An 18,192-nucleotide genomic window follows, 5' to 3' on the forward strand; every position below is an offset into this window, starting at 1 on the left:
GCACCCACGCCTCATCGCCGACACCACCGGCGACGGCAGGCTCGACATCCTCGGCTTCCACGACGACGGCGTCTGGATCTCCCTCCAGGACGACGAGGGGAACTTCGCACCGCTCGCCGACGAACCGGTGCTCGCGGCGTTCGGCCACGGCGAGGGGGCGGGCGGGTGGCTTGCCGACAAGCACCCACGCCTCATCGCCGACACCACCGGCGACGGCAGGCTCGACATCCTCGGCTTCCACGACGACGGCGTCTGGATCTCCCTCCAGGACGACGAAGGAAACTTCGCCGAACCCCTGTACATCCTCGACGACTTCGGCGTCGACCAGGGGTGGAGCTCGGCCGAGGAGCACCCCCGCTTCCTGCTCGGCACCACCGCGGGCGAAGCAGCGGACATCGTCGGCTTCGGCCCTCACGGCGTCGTCGTCGCGCGCGGGCGCGGGGACGGCACGTTCGAGCCCGCGAAGCTCGTGCTCAACGACTTCGGGACCGCGCAGGGATGGACAAGAAGCAAGCACCTCAGGTTCCTCACCGACGTCACCGGCGACGGCGCCCCGGACATCGTCGGCTTCGGCGACGAAGGTGTCTGGGTGTCGCACAACACCGGCGACGGCCAGTTCGAGCAGGCCCGACTGGTATGCCGCGGCTTCGGCTACAACGACGACGCCGGCGCCTGGCGGGTCGGCCACCACCCCCGCTTCCTCGCCGACATCACCGGCGACGAACGCGTCGACATCGTCGGCTTCGGCGGCCCGGGTGTGTACGTGGCCCGAAACCTCTTCCGCCGCTTCCGGACCCGTTAGGCCCCGGGGTCGGGACGGACCTGGGGGGGGGACGGCAACGGCGGCATCTCGAACGACGGGTCACGGGCCGCAGTCCTGTGAACGGCGCCCGAATGTGGCGCCCCGGCCACCCCGGCCCCCATCCCACCCGATCCGCTCGGGGCACCGACGCCCTGTGCCATCAACCCAACACACCGCACAGTCCAACCAAGTTGAGGAGAGAACATGCGTAGGTTCACGACGGCATGCACGGTGCTCGCCCTGGGAGCGAGCCTGTTGGTCGGGGGGCTGGCGCCCGGAGCCGCTGCCACGGCCGCTCCTGGTGCGGTCACGGCCCTCCGTGCGCCGACGCCTCCCTCGTCCGTCCCCGATCTCGATGCCCCGGGTCCGGCCAGGACGGTCGAGTTCCCGCCGGACGGGCGGGTCCGCTCAAGTCCGGGGCACGTGTCGATCCAGGCTCCGGAGTACACGCGCATCGTCCGGGTGGATCCCTGGTGCAGCGGCATGAGCTGCCCCGTGTCCATCGCCTCCGAGGGCTCGTCCGCAGGCTTTTCGCTCCAGAGCAACAACTGGGTGTGGAGCCGGCCCTTCAGGGTCGACGTCGTCGCCACGGACGACGCCCCCATGGCGGGCGGCCGGTTCACCGGCACTCTCACCCTCGAAGGTGTGGTGGTGGAGTGGACCGTCAACATCACCGAGGGCACTCCTGGCGCCTTCGGCGGGTACGTCAGCAACGTCCCCGGAGGCGGAGGCGCACGGGTTCGTTTCGTCGACCCCGATCTGAACGCCGCCGCTGCCGGGTTCGTGGACAAGGACGTCATCACCTCCGTCGACGGCCGGCCCGTCACGTCGGCCGCATCCCTCAACGCAGCCCTCGCCGACAAGCGAGCCGGAACCGCGGTGCCTGTGGGCATCACGCGCAACGGCACGCAGATGACCTTGCAGTACAGGGTCGACGAGTGACCGCCACGACGTCCACGCGCGGGCGTGCTCGCCGACCGTCGCTCCTTCGGTCTCCGGACACGATCGGCGTGACCTCGGTCCTGACCGCCCGACACACGGTGAGGGGATGGCGATGAGCACTGCCCAGAAAGCAGCAACGGAGGGTGCGGGCCTCGGCCCCGAGATCACCACGGTCGCCGGTACCGGAGATACCGGGGCCTCAGGAGACGACGGGCCCGCTGTCGCGGCCCGCCTCGACCGCCCCTACGGCCTCGCGCTGGACAGCACGGGCACCGTCTACATCTCCGACCACAACAACCACCAAGTCCGGACGGTCACCACGGACGGCAGGATCCGCACGGTCGCAGGCACCGGCACCGCCGGATACAGGGGCGATCAGGGCCCCGCGAACTCGGCCCGTCTGGACAGCCCGCGCGAGGTGGCGGTGGACAGTGCCGGCACCCTCTACATCGCCGACACCGACAACCACCGGATCCGCAAAGTCACGGCCGACGGGCAGATCAGCACCGTCGCCGGCACGGGCACCGCAGGGTTCAGTGGCGACAACGGCCCTGCCACCGCTGCCCAGTTGAATTGTCCGTACGGGGTCGCGGTGGACAGCACCGGCAACCTCTACATCGCCGACACCGACAACCACCGGGTCAGGCAGGTCGCACCGGACGGGCAGGTCCGCACGATCGCCGGGACCGGAACCCCGGGATACTCGGGCGACGGCGGGCCCGCCGCCGCAGCTCGGCTGAACGGCCCGTACGGCGTCGCGGTGGACGGCCGGGGCCAGATCTACATCACCGACGCCGAGAACCACCGGGTCCGCAAGGTCGCCGGGGACGGCACGATCAGCACGGTCGCCGGCACGGGCACCGACGGCTTCAGCGGCGACGGCGGCCCCGCCACCTCCGCCCGACTGGACTTCCCCCTGGGGGTGGCAGCCGACACCATCGGCACCCTCTACATCTCGGACCACAACAACCACCGCATCCGCAGGGTCGCCGCAGACGGCACGATCAGCACGGTCGCCGGCACGGGCACCGACGGCTTCAGCGGCGACGGCGGCCCCGCCACCTCCGCCCAGCTGAACTACCCGTTCGGGCTCGCGGTCGACTGCGTCGGCGCCCTCTACATCGCCGACTACGTCAACAACCGTGTCCGGAAGGTCGCGGCGGAAGCCATGGCAGGACTGCCCGCATCGGGCACGGTGGTGTCCTGGGCGAGCGTCCGCAGCCGGCTGCGGATCGGGGTCACGCGCGAGTCGCTGAAGGACGGGGCCACGATCCAGCAGTCCCTGGCCGCTCTCCGCGAGTCGCAGCGGTGGCGGCTGGTCGTGGCCGGAAGGAACGACAGCGGTGACGTGGTGTACACGATGGAGAACGTGCGCAGCGGGAAGGTTCTGGAGGTCGACGAAGCCCGGGTCGCGCCCGGGGCGGTGCTCGTGCAGCGCGCCTACGAAGGCGACGAGGCCCACCATCAGCACTGGCGGCTGATCCCGGTGGGCACCGCGGCCGACGATCCCCGGGTCTACGAGATCGCGAACCGGAGCAGCGGTCTGCTCCTGGGCGTCGATACCAACGCGCCCGTGGTGATCACGCAGCGCTGCGCGGAGGGCGACGTCCGGGGCAGGCAGTGGCAGTCCCTGCCGGTCTGACGCAGGGCAGGGGCGGGACAGGCCTCGCCGGTCCCGCCCCTGCCCTGTCCCGTCCCGCCGGGACGGTCGTCGTCCGTCTGCGCCGGAGACCGTCCGCATCGGGAACGCAGGGGATCCCGCCGGCTCCGCCGCAGGCCGCGATGCTCGCCCTACGCGGCGGTCTGGTAACCGGCGTCGAGCTGCGTGCGCAGTCGTTCCCGGTCGACCGCGTTCTCCCACTTGCCGACGACGAGGGTCGCCACGCAGTTGCCGGCGATGTTGGTGAAGACGAACGCCGCCGAAAGGATGCTGTGGACGCCCAGGACCAGCGCGATGCTGCTGACCGGGATCGAGTGGGTCGCGCTGAGGGTCAGCGCGAGTACCGCGATCGCCGAACCGGAGACTCCCGCGCCGCCCTTGGAGGTCAGCAACAGCACGACCAGCAGCCCCAGTTGGGCCGTCAGGCTGAGGTCCGTACCGGTGGCCTGGCCGAGGAAGACGGACACCGCCGCGAAGTACAGACACGTTCCGTCGTGGTTGAAGCTGTAGGCCGTGGGCAGCACGAGGCCCACGACGGGTTCGTCCACCCCCAGGTTCTTCAGCTTCGCCGTGAGCTGGGGGAACACGCTCTCGGAGGAGCTCGTACCCAGTACCAGGACCAGTTCGGCGCGGAAGTAGCGCAGCAGCTTCAGCAGGCTCACCCCCGCGTAACGGGACACCGGCCACAGCACGAGGACGAAGAACAGCAGGACGATCAGGTAGAAGACCGCGACCAGCCGCCCCAGGGAGAGCAGGGTCCCCAGACCGTACTCGGACACCGTGAAGCCGATCGCGCCGAACGCCGCCAGCGGGGCGATGCGCATCACCTTGCGGATGATCCAGAAGAGCGCCTGCTGCACGGTCGACACGATGTCGAGCACCGGCTGCGCCTTCTCCCCCACCGAGGCGAGTCCGCACGCGAACAGCACGGAGAAGACGAGGATCTGCAGGATGCTGCTCTCGGCGAACGCCTGCACGGCGGAGGTCGGCACCAGGCCGACGAGGAAGTCGTCGAAGCCCTCCGACTTCGCCGGCGCGGTGGCGGAGGGGTCCGCGTGCAGGGACGACGGGTCGATGTGCATCCCGGAGCCCGGCTTGAGCACGTTCACGACGACGAGCCCGATCACGAGCGCGAGCGTGGTGATGACCTCGAAGTACACCAGCGAACGGATCGCGATGCGGCCGACCTTGCCCAGGTCGCGCACGCTGGCTATGCCGTGCGTGACGGTGCAGAAGATGATCAGTCCGACGACCATCTGGATCAGGTGGATGAAGATGTCGCCGAGGAACTGCACGTGCTGTCCGACCGAGGGCGCCAGCGCGCCCACGAGCACGCCCAGCGCGACTCCGGCGAGGACCTGGAATGCCAGGTCGCGGTAGAACGGCGGGCGTCGTTTCGGTTCCTGCGCGGATGTGCCCGAGGCGGTGGGTGCGTCCGTGGACGTGATGTCGCTCATCGTTTCCGGTTTCTCCGTTGAATGTCCGGGTGCCGACAGGGTGGTTCGGGCGCCGAGGGGCGGGCGTAGGTCAGGCCGCGTCGCTGCCGAGCACCTCCATGGCCGGTGCGAAGATCTCCTCCGCGCTGAGCCGTCGGGGCAGGAGCCCCTGGGCGAGGCAGGCGTCGACGACCGACTCCACGGGGCCTCGCAGGCGCTCGAACCCGAACAGCGTGGGGTGGGGCGTGCCGTCCGGACGCCGCACGGTGGCGTCGGCGCGTCGCAGCAGCGCGTAGCCCGCGCGGACGGCGGCGGGGTCCTTCCGGCACGTCGAGGCGGCTGCCGCCACCATGTGGTTGATCGGCATGAAGCCGTGCTGCCGCCACCACTGCTCGTCGCGTGCGGCCGCGTCGGGGACGACGGGTACGAACTCGTCGGTCCGGGGCAGGTCGTTGCCCAGGACGGCGGCGTCGATGCGGCCCGTGCGCAGCATGCCGGGGAGGTCTGTGGCGTCCGGGTCGTGGGTGACGAACTCCGGGTCGGCGTACTCGGCGACGTGCGCGCCGTCGCGGGTGATCCACCGGACGTCCTGTGCGGCGAGGCCGTGGTCCTCCGCGAGATGGGCGCGCACCCACATTCCGGTGGTCTGCGTGTACGAGCGCACCCCGACGCGCAGGCCCGGCAGGTTCTCGGGCCGCACGGGGCGGGAGGCGTGGGCGATCAGGCATCCGCGCTGGAACCTGGCGGCGACCACCGCGGGCAGCAGCACCACGGGCCTGCCGTGGGCGATGGCCTGCAGAGCGGTCACGATCGCCAGCTCGCACAGGTCGTACGCCTCCTCGCGCACCATCGGGGCGAACGCCCGGTGGATGGGCGAGACGGGGACAAAGTTCAACCGCACCTGAGGGTCGGTGAGTTGGCCGTTCTTGAGGGGCGCGGTGTGCGGGTGGTCGCCCAGCACGGTGCGCAGCGACGAGCTCTCGGGGGCGGGAAGGTCAGGCACGGGTGCCTCCGGTGGGTGCCGTGGCGGAGTAGAACGCTGCGGTCGTTCCGCCGAAGATCAGGTCCTGGGCGGTGCGGGAGAGGCCGGATGCCGCCTCCCGCGCCTGGGCGAGCAGGTCGGCCGGGGTGCCCTCGGCCGCCGGGTAGTTGGAGCCCCAGGCGATGCGGTCCGCCCCGTACGCCGCTACCAGGTCCGCCAGGAACTCCGCCGCGGTGGAACCTCCCTGCTCCGCCGCGGTCAGTGCGCGGTGGGTGAGCTTGAGGTGGACGCCGGGGAAGGCCGCCATGTCGAACAGGTCCGCGGCCCGCCGGTAGGGGCGGCCGTCGGAGAGGTCGGGGCGGGCGCAGTGGTCCAGCAGGACCCGCACCCGGGGGAACCGCTTCAGCAGTTCGCGGAGCGCGGGCAGGCCCTGCATCGTCATTTGCAGGCAGACCGGTATGTCCTGCGCCTCGGCGCAGGCCCAGGCCGGGTACGAGTCCTCGTGGCCGAGCCAGTCCGCCTGGCCGGGCATGGTCGTGCCGGTGGTGAAGAGGCGGAAGCCGGCGAGCCCTTCGGCCTGCCAGTGCCCGATGCGCTCCACGGCGTCCGGGGCCAGGGCGTCGATCGAGTACACGCCGACGAACCGGTCGGGGTGGGTCCGCACAGCCTCCGCGACGTAGCGGTTGTCGTGTCCGTACACCGTCGACGCCTGCACCACCACCGCCCTGGCGATCCCCGCGGCGTCCAGTGCGCGGACGAGCCCGTCGATGTCGACCGGGCGTTCCTGGGACCACGTCGAGCGGCGCCCGCCGATCGGCGCGGGCGGGTAGCGCTCGGTGTCGGTCGAGATCACGTGGGTGTGGTTGTCGATCACCAGCATGGGGTGGGACGTGTCCTTTCGGTCGACGCGGCGGAGGAACAGGCGCAGGGGTGGGCCTGCGAGCCGTCGCGCGTGGGGGCCGGGATGGGTGTGCGGAATCGGGCGGCCTTTCCGGGGGCGTCTTGCGGAAGCGCGGAAGGGCGGCCTGCGGTTCCGGGAAGATCCGCTCAGCTGCGGGAGGCGACGCTTCCGGGCTCGGTGGCGCCCCGATGCGGCGCCGGTACTCGGCCGGGCCTGCCGGGGCCGGTCGCGTTCAGTCGCGCGTCGAGCCGGGGGTAGACGGTGCGGGCGTTGCCCTCTTCGACGGCCACGAGGTCTGCGGGCGTGAGTCCCGCCGCCTCCACGTAGCGGCGCGTGTCGTCGAAATGGTGGCCGGTGTCCGGGTCGACGCCGCGTACCGCCCCGATCATCTCGGAGGCGAACAGCACGTTGGTGTGGGGGATCACCTTGAGCAGCAGGTCGATGCCGGGCTGGTGGTAGACGCACGTGTCGAAGAAGACGTTGGCGAGCAGGTGTTCCGTCGGCTCGGGCCTGCCCAGCGCCTGCGCCAGCCCGCGGAAACGCCCCCAGTGGTAGGGCACCGCGCCGCCGCCGTGCGGGAGGACGAGCCGCAGGGACGGGAAGTCGGCGAACAGATCGCCCTGTACGAGTTGCATGAACGCGGTCGTGTCCGCGTTGAGATAGTGCGCCCCCGTGGTGTGGAAGGCAGGGTTGTCACTGGTGCTCACGTGCACCATCACCGGCACGTCGAGTTCCACGATCTTCTCGTAGAGCGGGTACCAGGAGCGGTCCGTCAGCGGTGGCGCCGTCCAGTGGCCGCCGGAGGGGTCGGGGTTGAGGTTGACCGCCACGGCTCCGAGTTCCTCGACCGCGCGGACCAGTTCGGGTATGCAGGTCGCCGGGTCGACGCCGGGTGACTGCGGCAGCATCGCGGCGGGGGCGAAGCGGTCGGGGAACAGTTGGGCGACGCGGGCGCACAGGTCGTTGCAGATGCGGGCCCAGGCCGCCGACACGGTGTAGTCGCCGATGTGGTGCGCCATGAACGAGGCGCGCGGGGAGAAGACCGTGAGGTCGATGCCGCGCTCGTCCATCTGGCGAAGCTGGTTGGCCTCGATGGTCTCGCGGATCTCGGCGTCGCCGATCCGCAGCTCCGCGGGACGTGGCGGACGGCCGCCGGACAGCGCCTGGACCTGTCGCTCGCGCCAGTCGCCCAGCGCCGGTGGGGCGGTCGTGTAATGGCCGTGGCAGTCGATGATCAACAGGGAGTCCCTTCGCTCGCACGTCGCACCCAGGGACGCCCCGGATGCGGCAAAACGGGACGCTAACCCTGCCCCCGAGCATGGTCAATCATTTTGGCGACAATATTTTCAGCGATCCTTTCGCAGATCCTGCCCGCACGACCACGGTGCACAGCGGGGAGGAGCAGGCATGCTGGACGGCTCCCACCCCGGCGTCGGCACGGCCGAAGCCCAACTGGCTTGATCGCGAACGCACATGGGGGTGAACGCAGCCGCCGCCCGGACGCCCGGACTCGCGTCCGTCCACGCCCGCTCACGGCCGTCGGTGGATTTGCAAAGAGTTCGCTGACAAAATCGCTGATGATAGGCTCGGCGGCTTCCGGGCGGCCGGCGCCGCAGCGTCCGCGTCAGAGACGGACAGGGCCCGTCGGCGACAGACTTGCGAGAGAGGGACCAGCAGCAGGTGAGCACCACGGAGATCCGAGGCGCGGCCGCGCGGCTGCACGTCAGCACGCACATCCGGCAGGCACTGTGGAACGGCGACCTGCTGCCGGGACAACGGCTCGTGGTGCAGGACATCGCCGATCAGTTGGGGGTGACCCGCAGTTCCGTCCGCGAGGCACTGTTCGACCTCGCCTCCGAGGATCTGGTGGAACTGGTGCCCAACCGCGGTGCCAGCGTCAGGGTGGTCTCGGTCGAGGAAGCCATCCAGATCACCGAGTGCCGCTCCGCCCTGGAGCGCCTGTGCGCACGCAAGGCGGCCGAACACGCCACCGAGGACGAGCGCGCCCAACTCACCGAGCTGGGCGAACAGTTGCGTGCGGCAGTCCTGGCGGAGGACACCCACACCTACTCGGCGCTCAACCGCAGACTGCACGATCTCGTCATCGAGTTCAGCGGGCAGCGGATCGCCAAACGCCAACTGGAGCGGCTGAACGTCCAGATGGTGCGATTCCAGTTCCGCCTCGCCCTGCGCGCCGGACGCCCGCAGGAGTCCCTGCCCCAGCTCCTCGCCATCATCGACGCCGTCACGGCCCGCGATCCCGCCGCCGCCGACAGCGCGGCCGAGGCCCAACTGGCCAGCGTGATCGAGCAACTGCGCATGACGGAACACCCACTCATGGCGTGAGCACCCCTGCCGTTGGGATCGGGAACGCGTCGGCATCGAGGACGCACGCACACCTGGTTCGGCCGCGCGGGCCGGACGGGGCAGGGCTCGGGCGCCGGGCGACGACCTGTTCGAAGCACTCGCGGCAGGCCGGGCCCTGGCACAAGCACGGGCCCGGGGCACGTTGCGGCACTGTCAGACGGTGACCCTGCCGAAGATGTGGTTGGAGGGGGCGTCGGGGTCGTTGCCGTAGAAGAACTCTTCGAGGGCCTGGTGGAACTCGTCCCGGTCCAGTCCGCCGGACCCATCGAGGTCCAGGGCGGCGAAAACGGCGGCACCGTCCTCGCCGGGCACGGCGGCGACCGAGGCGAACATCTGCTGGAACTCGGCCTGGTCGATCTTGCCGTCTCCGTTGAGGTCGACGAGGTCGAAGAAGCAGTTGGTCACCGGCGCGATCTGCTGCGGGTAGAGCGCGCGGTCGGTCAGGACCCGCTTGAAGCCCTCTGTCATCTCCCGCACGTCGACCTTGCCGTCACCGTCCTGGTCCATCGGGGCGATGACGTTCGACCAGAACTGGTCCATCCCCTCGGTGAGTCGGCGGACGGTCTCGGCGTCAGGGGTGGCCTCGCGGGCGCCGATGTAGCGCTCGCTCATCCTGCGGACGTCGTGCTGGGTGATGAACCCGTCGCCGTCGACGTCGGCGCCCCTGAACCACTGCCCGTACTTGAGGTCTTGAAGTGCAGTCATGAACGCGCACCGTATTCACCCGGTCACGGACACGCAATCATCCTTATCGAGACCGAGCACCGGCCGGACGAGCCGACCGGACGCCGGGCGAGGGTGAACACGGCAAACTCGCCCGGCGTTGCGACGACTTCGGTTCAGTGTTCGAGGTGTGGTGGTGTGAAGGCGAGTACCTCCTCCACCGGCCCGTCGTAGACCTCGACGTCGACGAGCGCACTGTGCGCGCTGGGTCCCTGGGACAGACGCGAGCAACCGCGGTCCCCGGTGAGGGTGTTCGGGTTGCCGTGGCGGTCCAGGGTTCCGCTGCGGCCGGGCTGGGCCGGGTCCCACCACGCTCCGGTGGACAGCTGGATGACGCCGGGCATGACGGCGTCCGACAGGATCGCGCCCGCCAGGCAACTGCCTCTGTCGTTGAAGACGCGCACGATCATGTCGTTCCCGATACCGCGCGATGCCGCGTCGTGCGGGTTGAGAGTCACCGGCTCGCGGCCGTGGATCTTCGACTTGCGGCTGTGGTCACCGTTGTCGTACTGGCTGTGCAGGCGTGAGGCGGGCTGGTTCGAGATCAGATGCAACGGGAAGCGGTCAGCCAGGTCGGCACGAAGCCACTCCACCGGTTCGAACCACGTCGGATGTCCGGTGCAGTCGTCGTAGCCGAACGAGTCGATCTCCGCGGAGAAGATCTCGATCCGGCCGGACGGCGTCGTGAGGGGAAAGCGCTGCGGATCGGAGCGCAGTGCCGCGAAGCTGCCGGGGAACGGCCCGGTGAGTGCGGGCAGTTCGACACCGGAGGCGCGCTGCCAGAAGTCGTCGAAGTCCGGCAGGGCCGCGTCCTCGCCGAGGTCCGCCCGGGTCTGGAGGTAGAGGTGCCGGACCCATTCGATCTCGGACCGCGACTGGGTGAACTCGCGTTCGTAGCCGAGCCGGGCAGCCAGATCGGCGAAGATCCGGTGGTCGGTGCGCGCCTCGCCGGCGGGCTCGCGGACCTTCGGCATCGCGACGAGGTGAGGGTCGGAGAACCCTGCGGCGAAGTCGTCGCGCTCCAGGCTGGTCGCGACGGGAAGGACGATGTCGGCGAACTTCGCCGTGGTGTTCCACCAGGCTTCATGGACCACCACCGTGTCCGGACGCTGCCAGGCCCGGGTGAGGCGGTGCAGGTCTTGGTGGTGGTGGAAGGGATTTCCTCCGCACCAGTAGATCAGGCGCAGGTCGGGCAGGGTCAGGCGCTGACCGTCGTAGTCGATGGTCGCGCCCGGTTCCAGCAGGGTGTCGGCGATCCGGGCGACCGGGATGAAGTCCGCGACGGGGTTCGCCACCCGCGGCATCGACGCCACGGACGGGCGGCCCGGGGCAACGCCGGTCGCGTCCATCGTCGCGTAGCCCGCGCCCCAGCCGCAGCCGGGCCGGCCCAGCGAACCCGCCATGGCCGCCAGTACGACCGACATCCAGATCGGCTGCTCACCGTGGTCCGCCCGTTGGACGGCGTAGTTGACCATGACGAGGGACCGCTGGGTCGACAGGCGGCGGGCGAGATCGCGAATCGAATCGCGGCTGATGCCCGTGATCCTCGCGGCCCAGTCGGCGTCCTTGACGACGCCGTCCACGTCGCCGGTCAAGTAGGAGGCGAAACGGTCGAACCCCTCGCAGCAGCGGGCGAGGAAGTCCTTGTCGTGCCAGTCGTTGACCAGCATGGTGTGGGCGATGCCCAGCATCAGGGCGGTGTCCGTGTTGGGGAGGACCGGTAACCACTCGGCGTCGAGGAAGTCGGCGGTGTCGCGGCGGATCGGGCTGACATTCACGAACCGCACCCCGGCCTCGCGGCACTTGCGCTGCAGGTCCCGCGTCCGGTGCCGGGCCAGCCCGCCGGGATTGATCTGGCTGTTCTTCAGAGCCAACCCCCCGAACGCCACGACGAGTTCGCAGCCCTCGGCGATCTCGTCCCACATCGGCATCCGGGACTGGTAGCTCCACGGGGCCCCGCCGATCACGTGCGGGAGGATGACCTCAAGAGCCGCGGTGCTGTACGTGTTGCGGGAGTCGGTGTAGCCCCCGCCCAGCGCCAGGAACCGCTGAAGCTGCCCCTGCGCATTGTGGAACCCGCCCGCGCTGGCCCAGCCGTACGAGCCGCCGAACACCGCGCTGTCCCCGTGCCGCGCACGCACTCGGCGCAGTTCCTCGCTCACCAGCGTGAGCGCGTCGTCCCAGCCGACCTCCACGAAGGCGTCCGTGCCTCTGCCCGCTCCTTCGGCGCGCGGCACGCCGTCGAGCCACCCTTTGCGCACTGCGGGACGCAGCACACGGGCACTGTCCTCGGCTGCCGTCACCATGCCTGGGCCGATCGGCGACGGCGCGGGGTCATCTCCTCGGGGCTCAATACGCACCAGCCGACCCGCATCGACCACGGCCACGAAACTGCCCCAGTGGGTTGCCACCGGCAAGCGTCGTTCCACCGCGCATCAGCTCCATCCCTGAAGTCTCTCCGGCTCTTGAGCAACGGCCGCTACACCACAGGGGTCCCGCATCGTTCAGCGGTCCGCAGGGCACAGGCTCCCCCGGGCAAATGCTGCCCAACCCTGACGGTGCGCACGAATCCCCTGCCGCCACCGGGGCAGAGCCCCGAGGGCCTCTGCCGAACGCGGCGTGGCTGTCGCCAACGGCGCCTCCCCCGGAGAGGAGATCGGAACGGTCGGGGCGCCCACCCCGGTTCGCGGGAACGGCTCTTGCACGCCTTCGTGCCCGGCGAGCGAGACGGACCCCGAAGAGGTGCTCGCCGCGCTGCCGATCGTCCTGCCCGGCGCCGAACTCGATCCCGGCGCCTGCGCCGCAACGGCATCGAGGGCGAGCCGGTAGTCGACCGACAGGACGGACAGTCCCGCGTGGACGGCGAGGAACATGCAGGCGGAGTCGGCGGCTTCGAGGTCGCCGAGGACCCACCCGCCGCCGTGGAAGCAGACCAGCAGTGCCGAGGGACCGTCGAGGCCGGGCAACGAGTAGAGCCGTACGGGAAGGGGGCCCCCGGACCCGGGACGGTCAGATCCCGCACGGCGGTCACCGGGCGGAGGTCGCCGAAGACCCAGGCTTCGGCACGGATGCGCGTCCGCCCCACGGCCAGGGGCAGTTGCTCGAACGTTCGGCCCGCGGGTCAGGTGGAGCAGCTTCAGCCGAGGGCACACCGCACCGCGCCCAGGGCGCTGACGGCCTGACCTCTGGAGAACACCCTGCGTGACGCGTCTGGCCACCCCCGGTCACAGGGGCGTCGTGCCCGGTGCGGGCCGACCTGGTTCGCGGGGAAACGCGGAGGGGCCCGGCGTACGCCGGGCCCCTCTTCACGCACTGCGAGCCGACCGCCATCTCGAAAGAGGCGGGCGCCCACGGGCTGCTCGCGTCAGCCGCGGACGATGTTCTCGGCCTGCGGGCCCTTCTGGCCCTGGGTGACGTCGAACGTGACGTGCTCACCCTCGACCAGTTCGCGGTAGCCGTTGCCGGAGATGTTGGAGTAGTGGGCGAAGACGTCCGGGCCGCCGCCCTCCTGCTCGATGAATCCGAAGCCCTTTTCGGAGTTGAACCACTTCACGGTGCCGCTGGCCATACTGCTGTCCTTCGAAATAACGCCGGGCTCCCCCGGCTGATCCATGACGGGCGCCTCTCCGTCGCCGGAGGGCACCCGACACCTGTTCTACCCCATCCGCCCCACAGATCAACCCCTCGCCACATCACAACCTTGCGACGTGGACGGCAACGCCGGCAGGGTGCGCGCCGACCAGGTGGCCGGACCGGCCCGCGTGCGGGGTTTCGGCCGGCGCCGGAGCCCTCCGGAGCGGAAGCGCGAAGGCGTAGCCGCTCAGCTACGGAAAGCGTCGGGCCTCGGCGGACAGACCGGGTTCCGCAGGACGCGCGAGCAACGCAGGACGAGGAGCGTCCAGACGGGGAGCCAGAGCGCGATCAGCAGCGCGCGGGCGGTCCCCGGAAGAGGGATCGCCACCAGGAACCCGGCGACGCCGCAGGGACGGGCCACGAGGCCTCCGGATCGCGCGAGGGGGATCAGAGCACGACGCGGTAGTGGGTCGTCAGGCGCCGGTCGTCGGACAGGACGTGGAACGCGAGGCCGGGCGGCTGGTCGCGGTCTGCGGCGTGATCGCCCTCCCAGGGCATGCGCAGGGTCCAGGTGACGGCCGGTCCGACGATCAGCGGACGCCGGGCGAAGGTCGAGGCGGCCGCGGTGTGGGCATGGCCGGTGAGGACCGCGACGACCCGCGGGTGCGCGTCGAGCAGGTCGGCCAGTCGTCCGGGCTCTTCGAGCATGCCGGAGTCGGGCAGGGGGTGGTGCAGTTCGACCGGCGGCTGGTGGAAGGCGATCAGCGCGGCGGCGTCCTGCGGGAGCGCCGTGAGGGTGGCGTCGATCCAGGCGAGTGTCTGGTCGTCGAGGCGTCCCTCGTCGCGCCCCGGAATGGTGGAGTCGCACATCAGGATGGCGGTACCGGCGATGTCGTGGACCTGGTTGACGGGGCCCTGGTCGGGTGCCTCTCCGAGCAGGGCTTTGCGGTAGGCCGGCCGCGCGTCGTGGTTTCCGGGGCAAGTGAGCACGGGAAAAGGGGCGGCCAGGATCCGGGCCGCTTCCTCGTACTCGGCCTCATCGCCGTGATCGGCGATGTCCCCGGTGACCAGGAGCGCGTCCACCGGGTGGGGCAGGGCTCGCAGGTAGTCCATGACGCGGGTGGCACGTCGGGTTGCCCTCTCGCTGCCGTCCAGGTGCAGGTCGCTGATCTGTGCAAGCAGCGTCATCCGCGGTCGCCTCCCGTGGCGGGCCGAGCCGCCGTCCCTTGCCGGGACGAGTGTCTCCACCCGCTCCAGGTTCTAACGGTTTTTTTCTGACTTACCGTTAGGACCATAGGGTGCGCGGTGGGATGGATCAAGTGGGCCGCCGACCGGCCACCGGGACGGAAATGAGGGGATGCGGGATGGCTGTGGAGCGCTGGGCGGCACTGGAACTGGCGAGCACGATTCGCCACGACGGGGACGGCGGCGTCGCCGACGACCTCGCCACGGTCCAGGGAACGACGCTCTGGATCCAGGAGCAGGGGGATCTGCTGGCCGGCCACATCCCGGAGGGAAGGCTCACGGCGGACGAAAACCTCAGGCTCGCGATCGTCGACCTCCGGCAGGCAGTCCGAGCCCTGTTCGCCCGAGCGGTCAGCCCCGCTCCCCCCAGCCCGGCGGACGCCCATCGCCTGATGACTGCCGACCGGGCGATCAGCCACCTCAACGCGGCCGCCGCGCGGGAGTTGATCGCCCCGCAGATCGACTGGCCCGTCGAAGGCCCTCCTGCCACCCGACTGCTGTCGGCGCAGCAGGATCCGCACGTTCGGCTTGTCGCCGCCCTGGCCCGAGCCGCGATCGACTTTCTCAGCGGCCCGCAGCGCACTCGGCTGCGCTCCTGCACCGCGCCCCGCTGCGTGCGTTACTTCGTCAAGAGTCACGGGCGGCAGGAGTGGTGCAAGCCGTCCTGCGGAAACCGCGCCCGAGCGGCTCGCCACTACCAGCGTCAGCGCTCGGCAGCAGACGGAGGCTCCGCCCGCTCCTGATCGCTCGGGGAACCCCGTGGCCGCGTCGGCACGGCTGTGGCCGCGACGTGGAAGCCGCTTCCCGTGCACGCAGCAGACGTCGGAGATTCCGTACGGGTTGGTGTCCGACCAGGCCCGAGCCCCGAACTGATGAAGTCACAGCGCAGGAAAGGGACTTGGCGGCCATGCGTCACCGTCCGACCTGACCAGCACTTTCGCGGCTCGCGCCGCCACGCGTCCGCCGACTCCCGGGGCGCAGCACAGGTGCACCGCTATGCGGAAAGCGCCTGTCCGCAGCCCAGACGATCAGCGCGCAGAGCGAGAATCCCGCCCCGAGGAGACTGCAGCCCGTCCAGCCGTGGGCGGTGAAGACGGCCGTGGTCGCCACGGCGCCGAGGGCGGAGCCGAGCGAGTAGAAGACCATGTAGGCGCCGACGACACTGCTGGTGCGCAGCGGATGAGCGGTGGTGAGCAGGTGCTGGTTGCTCACGTGTACGGCCTGGACCGCGAAGTCGAGGGCCACGATCCCGACGGCGAGGAGTCCCAGTGTCCACGGGAGTTGCGCGATCGCTGCCCACGAGAGGACGAGCAGGGTGAGCGCCAGCCCGGTGACCCGAATTGTCCGTCCTGCGTCCGCCCACCGTCCCGCGCGTGCGGCGCCGACGGCGCCGGCGAGGCCCGCGAGGCCGAACAGTCCGACCTGGCTTTCGCTCAGCCGCCACGGTGCGTCCGCGAGCGGCAGGGACAGCCCGCTCCACAGCGTTCCGAAGGAGGCGAACAGGAAGAACGCGATGAGCCCTCGCGTCAGCAACAGCCGCTGTCCGAAGAGCCCGCCGAGTGATGCGACGGCCTGCCCGTACCCAACAGGTCGGCCGGGACGTTCCTCCGGCGGCAGAGCGACGAGGACGAGAGCCGCGAGCCCGAGCGAGAGCACGGCCAGCACGACGTAGATGCTCCGCCAGCCCCATATGTTGGCGAGCGCGCCGGTGACGACTCGCGCACCGAGGATGCCGACCACGACACCCGAGGTCACGGCGCCAATATTCCGGCCGCGCTCGGCAGGCGGCGAGACCGATGCGGCGTAGGCAACCGTGGTCTGCACGACGACCGCGAACACTCCGGCCACCGTGAGCCCCGCGAACGCCGTCCACGCGGCTGGCGCCGAGGCCGTGAGGATCATGCCCGTTGCGGTGATCGCCAGGTGCACGGCGATGAGCCGGCGCCTGTGGGCCACCACATCGCCGAGGGGTACGAGCAGCACCAGCCCGGCCAGGTAGCCGAACTGGCCGCTCGCGACGATCCACCCCGCGTGTGCCGCCGGCACACCGAGATCCCGTCCCATCGGCTCAAGTACCGGCTGCGCGGCATAGATGCCGGCCACGGCGACGCCACACACCGCCGCGAGCAGAAGCCGCCGCCACACGTCCATCGCACCCCAACCCCGATCAGTAGCGAATTGCAACCGTTTTGACGGTAGGGCATGCTGGTTTCAATCCGCAACTCATTGGGAGGTGTCATGCCGCGCACCACCGCGCGCGCCGCGAAGCCGGACTGGACCGACCCCGACTGTCCGGTCGCCCGCGCACTCGACCTCGTCGGCGACAGATGGAGCCTTCTCGTCGTCCGCGACGCGATGGACGGGGCGCGGTCGTTCACCGAGTTCCAGCGGCGTACCGGCATCGCCCGCAACATCCTCACCGAGCGCCTGCGCAGGCTCACCACCTACGGGCTCCTCGCCCAGCGCACAGCACCGTCGGGCCGCCGCAAGGAATACGTACTCACCGACGCCGGCCGCGACCTCTTCTCCGTCATCCTCACCCTGCGGCAGTGGGGGGAACGCCACGCCTTCGCACCCGGAGAAGCACACTCAACCCTGGTCGACGAGCACGGCACCCCTGTACCGGAGATCGCACCAACCAGCGCCGACGGCAACCCCGTTGACGCCGACACCACTCACGTCCAGAAGGCCGGATAGGCGTCGAGCCTTGGGCCCCGTCAGAGCTCGCAGACACCGGTCGAATGGACCGTCGGGAGCACGGAACCCCAACAGGGCTGCCGTGCTCCCGCGTTGAGACCTCGGACATCTCCGCGGCGGCACGGGAAGCCCTGTCCATCGCGCCCCGCCCGCACCAGCCCGGTCCCGCGACTGTCGGCCGCCGGACACCGACCGCGCCGAAAAGGCGCCATCACCCGTCCTCAGACAGGGAGTTCGGTGATGCCGAGGGCGAAGTCCAGGTTCCCCACCCCGTGGTTGGCGAGGCCCACCGTGACCACGCCCGCTCCTTCGAGCCAGTGCGCCATGTTCAGGCCGCCGACGTCCAGCGGGCGCAGCCCGAGGCTCTCGACGAACACCCCCACACTCGCCTTGGCCCGAGCGTTGTCGCCGGCGAGGAAGATGTCGGGCCGCCCCTTCTCCAGGACATGGCGGAAGACGGTGTTGAACGCCTTCACCACACTGGCATCTGCCGGGGCCGCTTTGGCGACCTCCTGCGCGATCGAGGTCTCCTCGCGGTGGGCCAGCCCGTCGAACGTGGAATTGAAGGGATTGCTGATGTCGACGATGACCTTGCCGGCGAGAGCGTCGCCGTACTGGGCGACGGCCGGCACGACGCCGTCGTACAGCAGGGCCACGATGACGATGTCCCCCGCCGGGGCGGTGCCCCATTCTCCGGTCGTGGCGCCGTCGCCGAGAGCCTTGGCCAGGTCGGCGGCCTTGGCCTGGTCGCGGCCCATGATCTCGACCGTGTTGCCGCCCGCCAGCGCCCGCGCGCCGATGGTGCGTGCCATGTTCCCTGTGCCGAGGATGCTGATGTCGCTCATGAAGTGTCCTGCCCTGGTT

The 18,192-nt window shown here is 70.4% G+C and carries 16 protein-coding genes and 1 pseudogene; 6 read left to right on the top strand and 11 right to left on the bottom strand.

Annotation, left to right across the window (positions count from 1 at the left end; all coding sequences use genetic code 11):
* The 3 genes from ACFZA0_RS25355 to ACFZA0_RS25365 all read left to right on the top strand — a co-directional run.
* Positions 1–802 (top strand): FG-GAP-like repeat-containing protein (locus ACFZA0_RS25355; RefSeq protein ID WP_391020985.1); only part of this gene is annotated, 802 nt, incomplete at its 5' end.
* Positions 803–1,006: 204 nt separating this feature from the next.
* Positions 1,007–1,744 (top strand): PDZ domain-containing protein, encoded by a 738-nt coding sequence (locus ACFZA0_RS25360; protein WP_391020987.1) that lies wholly within the window; start codon positions 1,007–1,009, stop codon positions 1,742–1,744.
* Positions 1,745–1,856: 112 nt separating this feature from the next.
* A complete protein-coding gene (locus ACFZA0_RS25365; protein ID WP_391020989.1) occupies positions 1,857–3,386 on the top strand; it encodes an RICIN domain-containing protein in 1,530 nt (509 codons plus the stop codon).
* 149 nt (positions 3,387–3,535) lie between these two features.
* Here the strand turns inward: ACFZA0_RS25365 and ACFZA0_RS25370 are convergent, their stop codons facing one another.
* The 4 genes and pseudogenes from ACFZA0_RS25370 to ACFZA0_RS25385 form a co-directional block, all read right to left on the bottom strand.
* Positions 3,536–4,861 carry a cation:dicarboxylate symporter family transporter gene (locus ACFZA0_RS25370; protein WP_391020991.1) on the bottom strand — a complete coding sequence of 442 codons (1,326 nt, stop codon included), beginning with the start codon at positions 4,859–4,861 and terminating at the stop codon, positions 3,536–3,538.
* A gap of 70 nt (positions 4,862–4,931) precedes the next feature.
* On the bottom strand, positions 4,932–5,843 hold the full coding sequence (locus ACFZA0_RS25375) for a hypothetical protein (protein WP_391020993.1): 912 nt from the start codon (positions 5,841–5,843) through the stop codon (positions 4,932–4,934).
* Positions 5,836–6,702 (bottom strand): amidohydrolase family protein, encoded by an 867-nt coding sequence (locus ACFZA0_RS25380; protein ID WP_391020995.1) that lies wholly within the window; start codon positions 6,700–6,702, stop codon positions 5,836–5,838. Before ACFZA0_RS25380 ends, ACFZA0_RS25375 begins: the two co-directional genes overlap by 8 nt.
* A 242-nt stretch (positions 6,703–6,944) precedes the next feature.
* A pseudogene (locus ACFZA0_RS25385) lies at positions 6,945–7,961 on the bottom strand (amidohydrolase family protein); the annotation flags it as partial.
* Positions 7,962–8,403: 442 nt separating this feature from the next.
* On the opposite strand from ACFZA0_RS25385, the gene ACFZA0_RS25390 reads away from it, so the two are divergent.
* The gene (locus ACFZA0_RS25390) at positions 8,404–9,069 is read left to right on the top strand and encodes an FCD domain-containing protein (protein ID WP_391020997.1); all 666 of its coding nucleotides are present in this window, start codon (positions 8,404–8,406) and stop codon (positions 9,067–9,069) included.
* Positions 9,070–9,243: 174 nt separating this feature from the next.
* Here the strand turns inward: ACFZA0_RS25390 and ACFZA0_RS25395 are convergent, their stop codons facing one another.
* The 5 genes from ACFZA0_RS25395 to ACFZA0_RS25415 all read right to left on the bottom strand — a co-directional run bounded on the left by ACFZA0_RS25395 (position 9,244) and on the right by ACFZA0_RS25415 (position 14,574).
* Positions 9,244–9,795 (bottom strand): EF-hand domain-containing protein, encoded by a 552-nt coding sequence (locus tag ACFZA0_RS25395; protein WP_391020999.1) that lies wholly within the window; start codon positions 9,793–9,795, stop codon positions 9,244–9,246.
* A 134-nt stretch (positions 9,796–9,929) separates the two neighbouring features.
* The gene (locus tag ACFZA0_RS25400; RefSeq protein WP_391021001.1) at positions 9,930–12,242 is read right to left on the bottom strand and encodes a molybdopterin-dependent oxidoreductase; all 2,313 of its coding nucleotides are present in this window, start codon (positions 12,240–12,242) and stop codon (positions 9,930–9,932) included.
* Between the two features lie 75 nt (positions 12,243–12,317).
* A complete protein-coding gene (locus ACFZA0_RS25405) occupies positions 12,318–13,031 on the bottom strand; it encodes an alpha/beta hydrolase fold domain-containing protein (protein WP_391021003.1) in 714 nt (237 codons plus the stop codon).
* Positions 13,032–13,177: 146 nt separating this feature from the next.
* The gene (locus ACFZA0_RS25410; protein WP_081220973.1) at positions 13,178–13,381 is read right to left on the bottom strand and encodes a cold-shock protein; all 204 of its coding nucleotides are present in this window, start codon (positions 13,379–13,381) and stop codon (positions 13,178–13,180) included.
* 452 nt (positions 13,382–13,833) lie between these two features.
* Positions 13,834–14,574 (bottom strand): metallophosphoesterase, encoded by a 741-nt coding sequence (locus ACFZA0_RS25415; protein ID WP_391021006.1) that lies wholly within the window; start codon positions 14,572–14,574, stop codon positions 13,834–13,836.
* 182 nt (positions 14,575–14,756) lie between these two features.
* On the opposite strand from ACFZA0_RS25415, the gene ACFZA0_RS25420 reads away from it, so the two are divergent.
* A complete protein-coding gene (locus ACFZA0_RS25420; RefSeq protein ID WP_391021372.1) occupies positions 14,757–15,374 on the top strand; it encodes an ABATE domain-containing protein in 618 nt (205 codons plus the stop codon).
* A gap of 169 nt (positions 15,375–15,543) precedes the next feature.
* Here ACFZA0_RS25420 and ACFZA0_RS25425 read toward each other — a convergent pair whose 3' ends face one another.
* Positions 15,544–16,782: an MFS transporter gene (locus tag ACFZA0_RS25425; RefSeq protein ID WP_391021008.1), complete on the bottom strand. Its 1,239-nt coding sequence runs from the start codon at positions 16,780–16,782 to the stop codon at positions 15,544–15,546.
* Between the two features lie 87 nt (positions 16,783–16,869).
* On the opposite strand from ACFZA0_RS25425, the gene ACFZA0_RS25430 reads away from it, so the two are divergent.
* Positions 16,870–17,328 (top strand): winged helix-turn-helix transcriptional regulator, encoded by a 459-nt coding sequence (locus tag ACFZA0_RS25430; protein ID WP_391021009.1) that lies wholly within the window; start codon positions 16,870–16,872, stop codon positions 17,326–17,328.
* Between the two features lie 221 nt (positions 17,329–17,549).
* On the opposite strand, the gene ACFZA0_RS25435 is transcribed toward ACFZA0_RS25430, so the two are convergent.
* The gene (locus ACFZA0_RS25435; protein ID WP_391021011.1) at positions 17,550–18,173 is read right to left on the bottom strand and encodes an NAD(P)-binding domain-containing protein; all 624 of its coding nucleotides are present in this window, start codon (positions 18,171–18,173) and stop codon (positions 17,550–17,552) included.
* Positions 18,174–18,192: the final 19 nt, after the last annotated feature.

Source organism: Streptomyces sp. NPDC008150 (genome assembly GCF_042956945.1).
Lineage (GTDB): Bacteria > Actinomycetota > Actinomycetes > Streptomycetales > Streptomycetaceae > Streptomyces.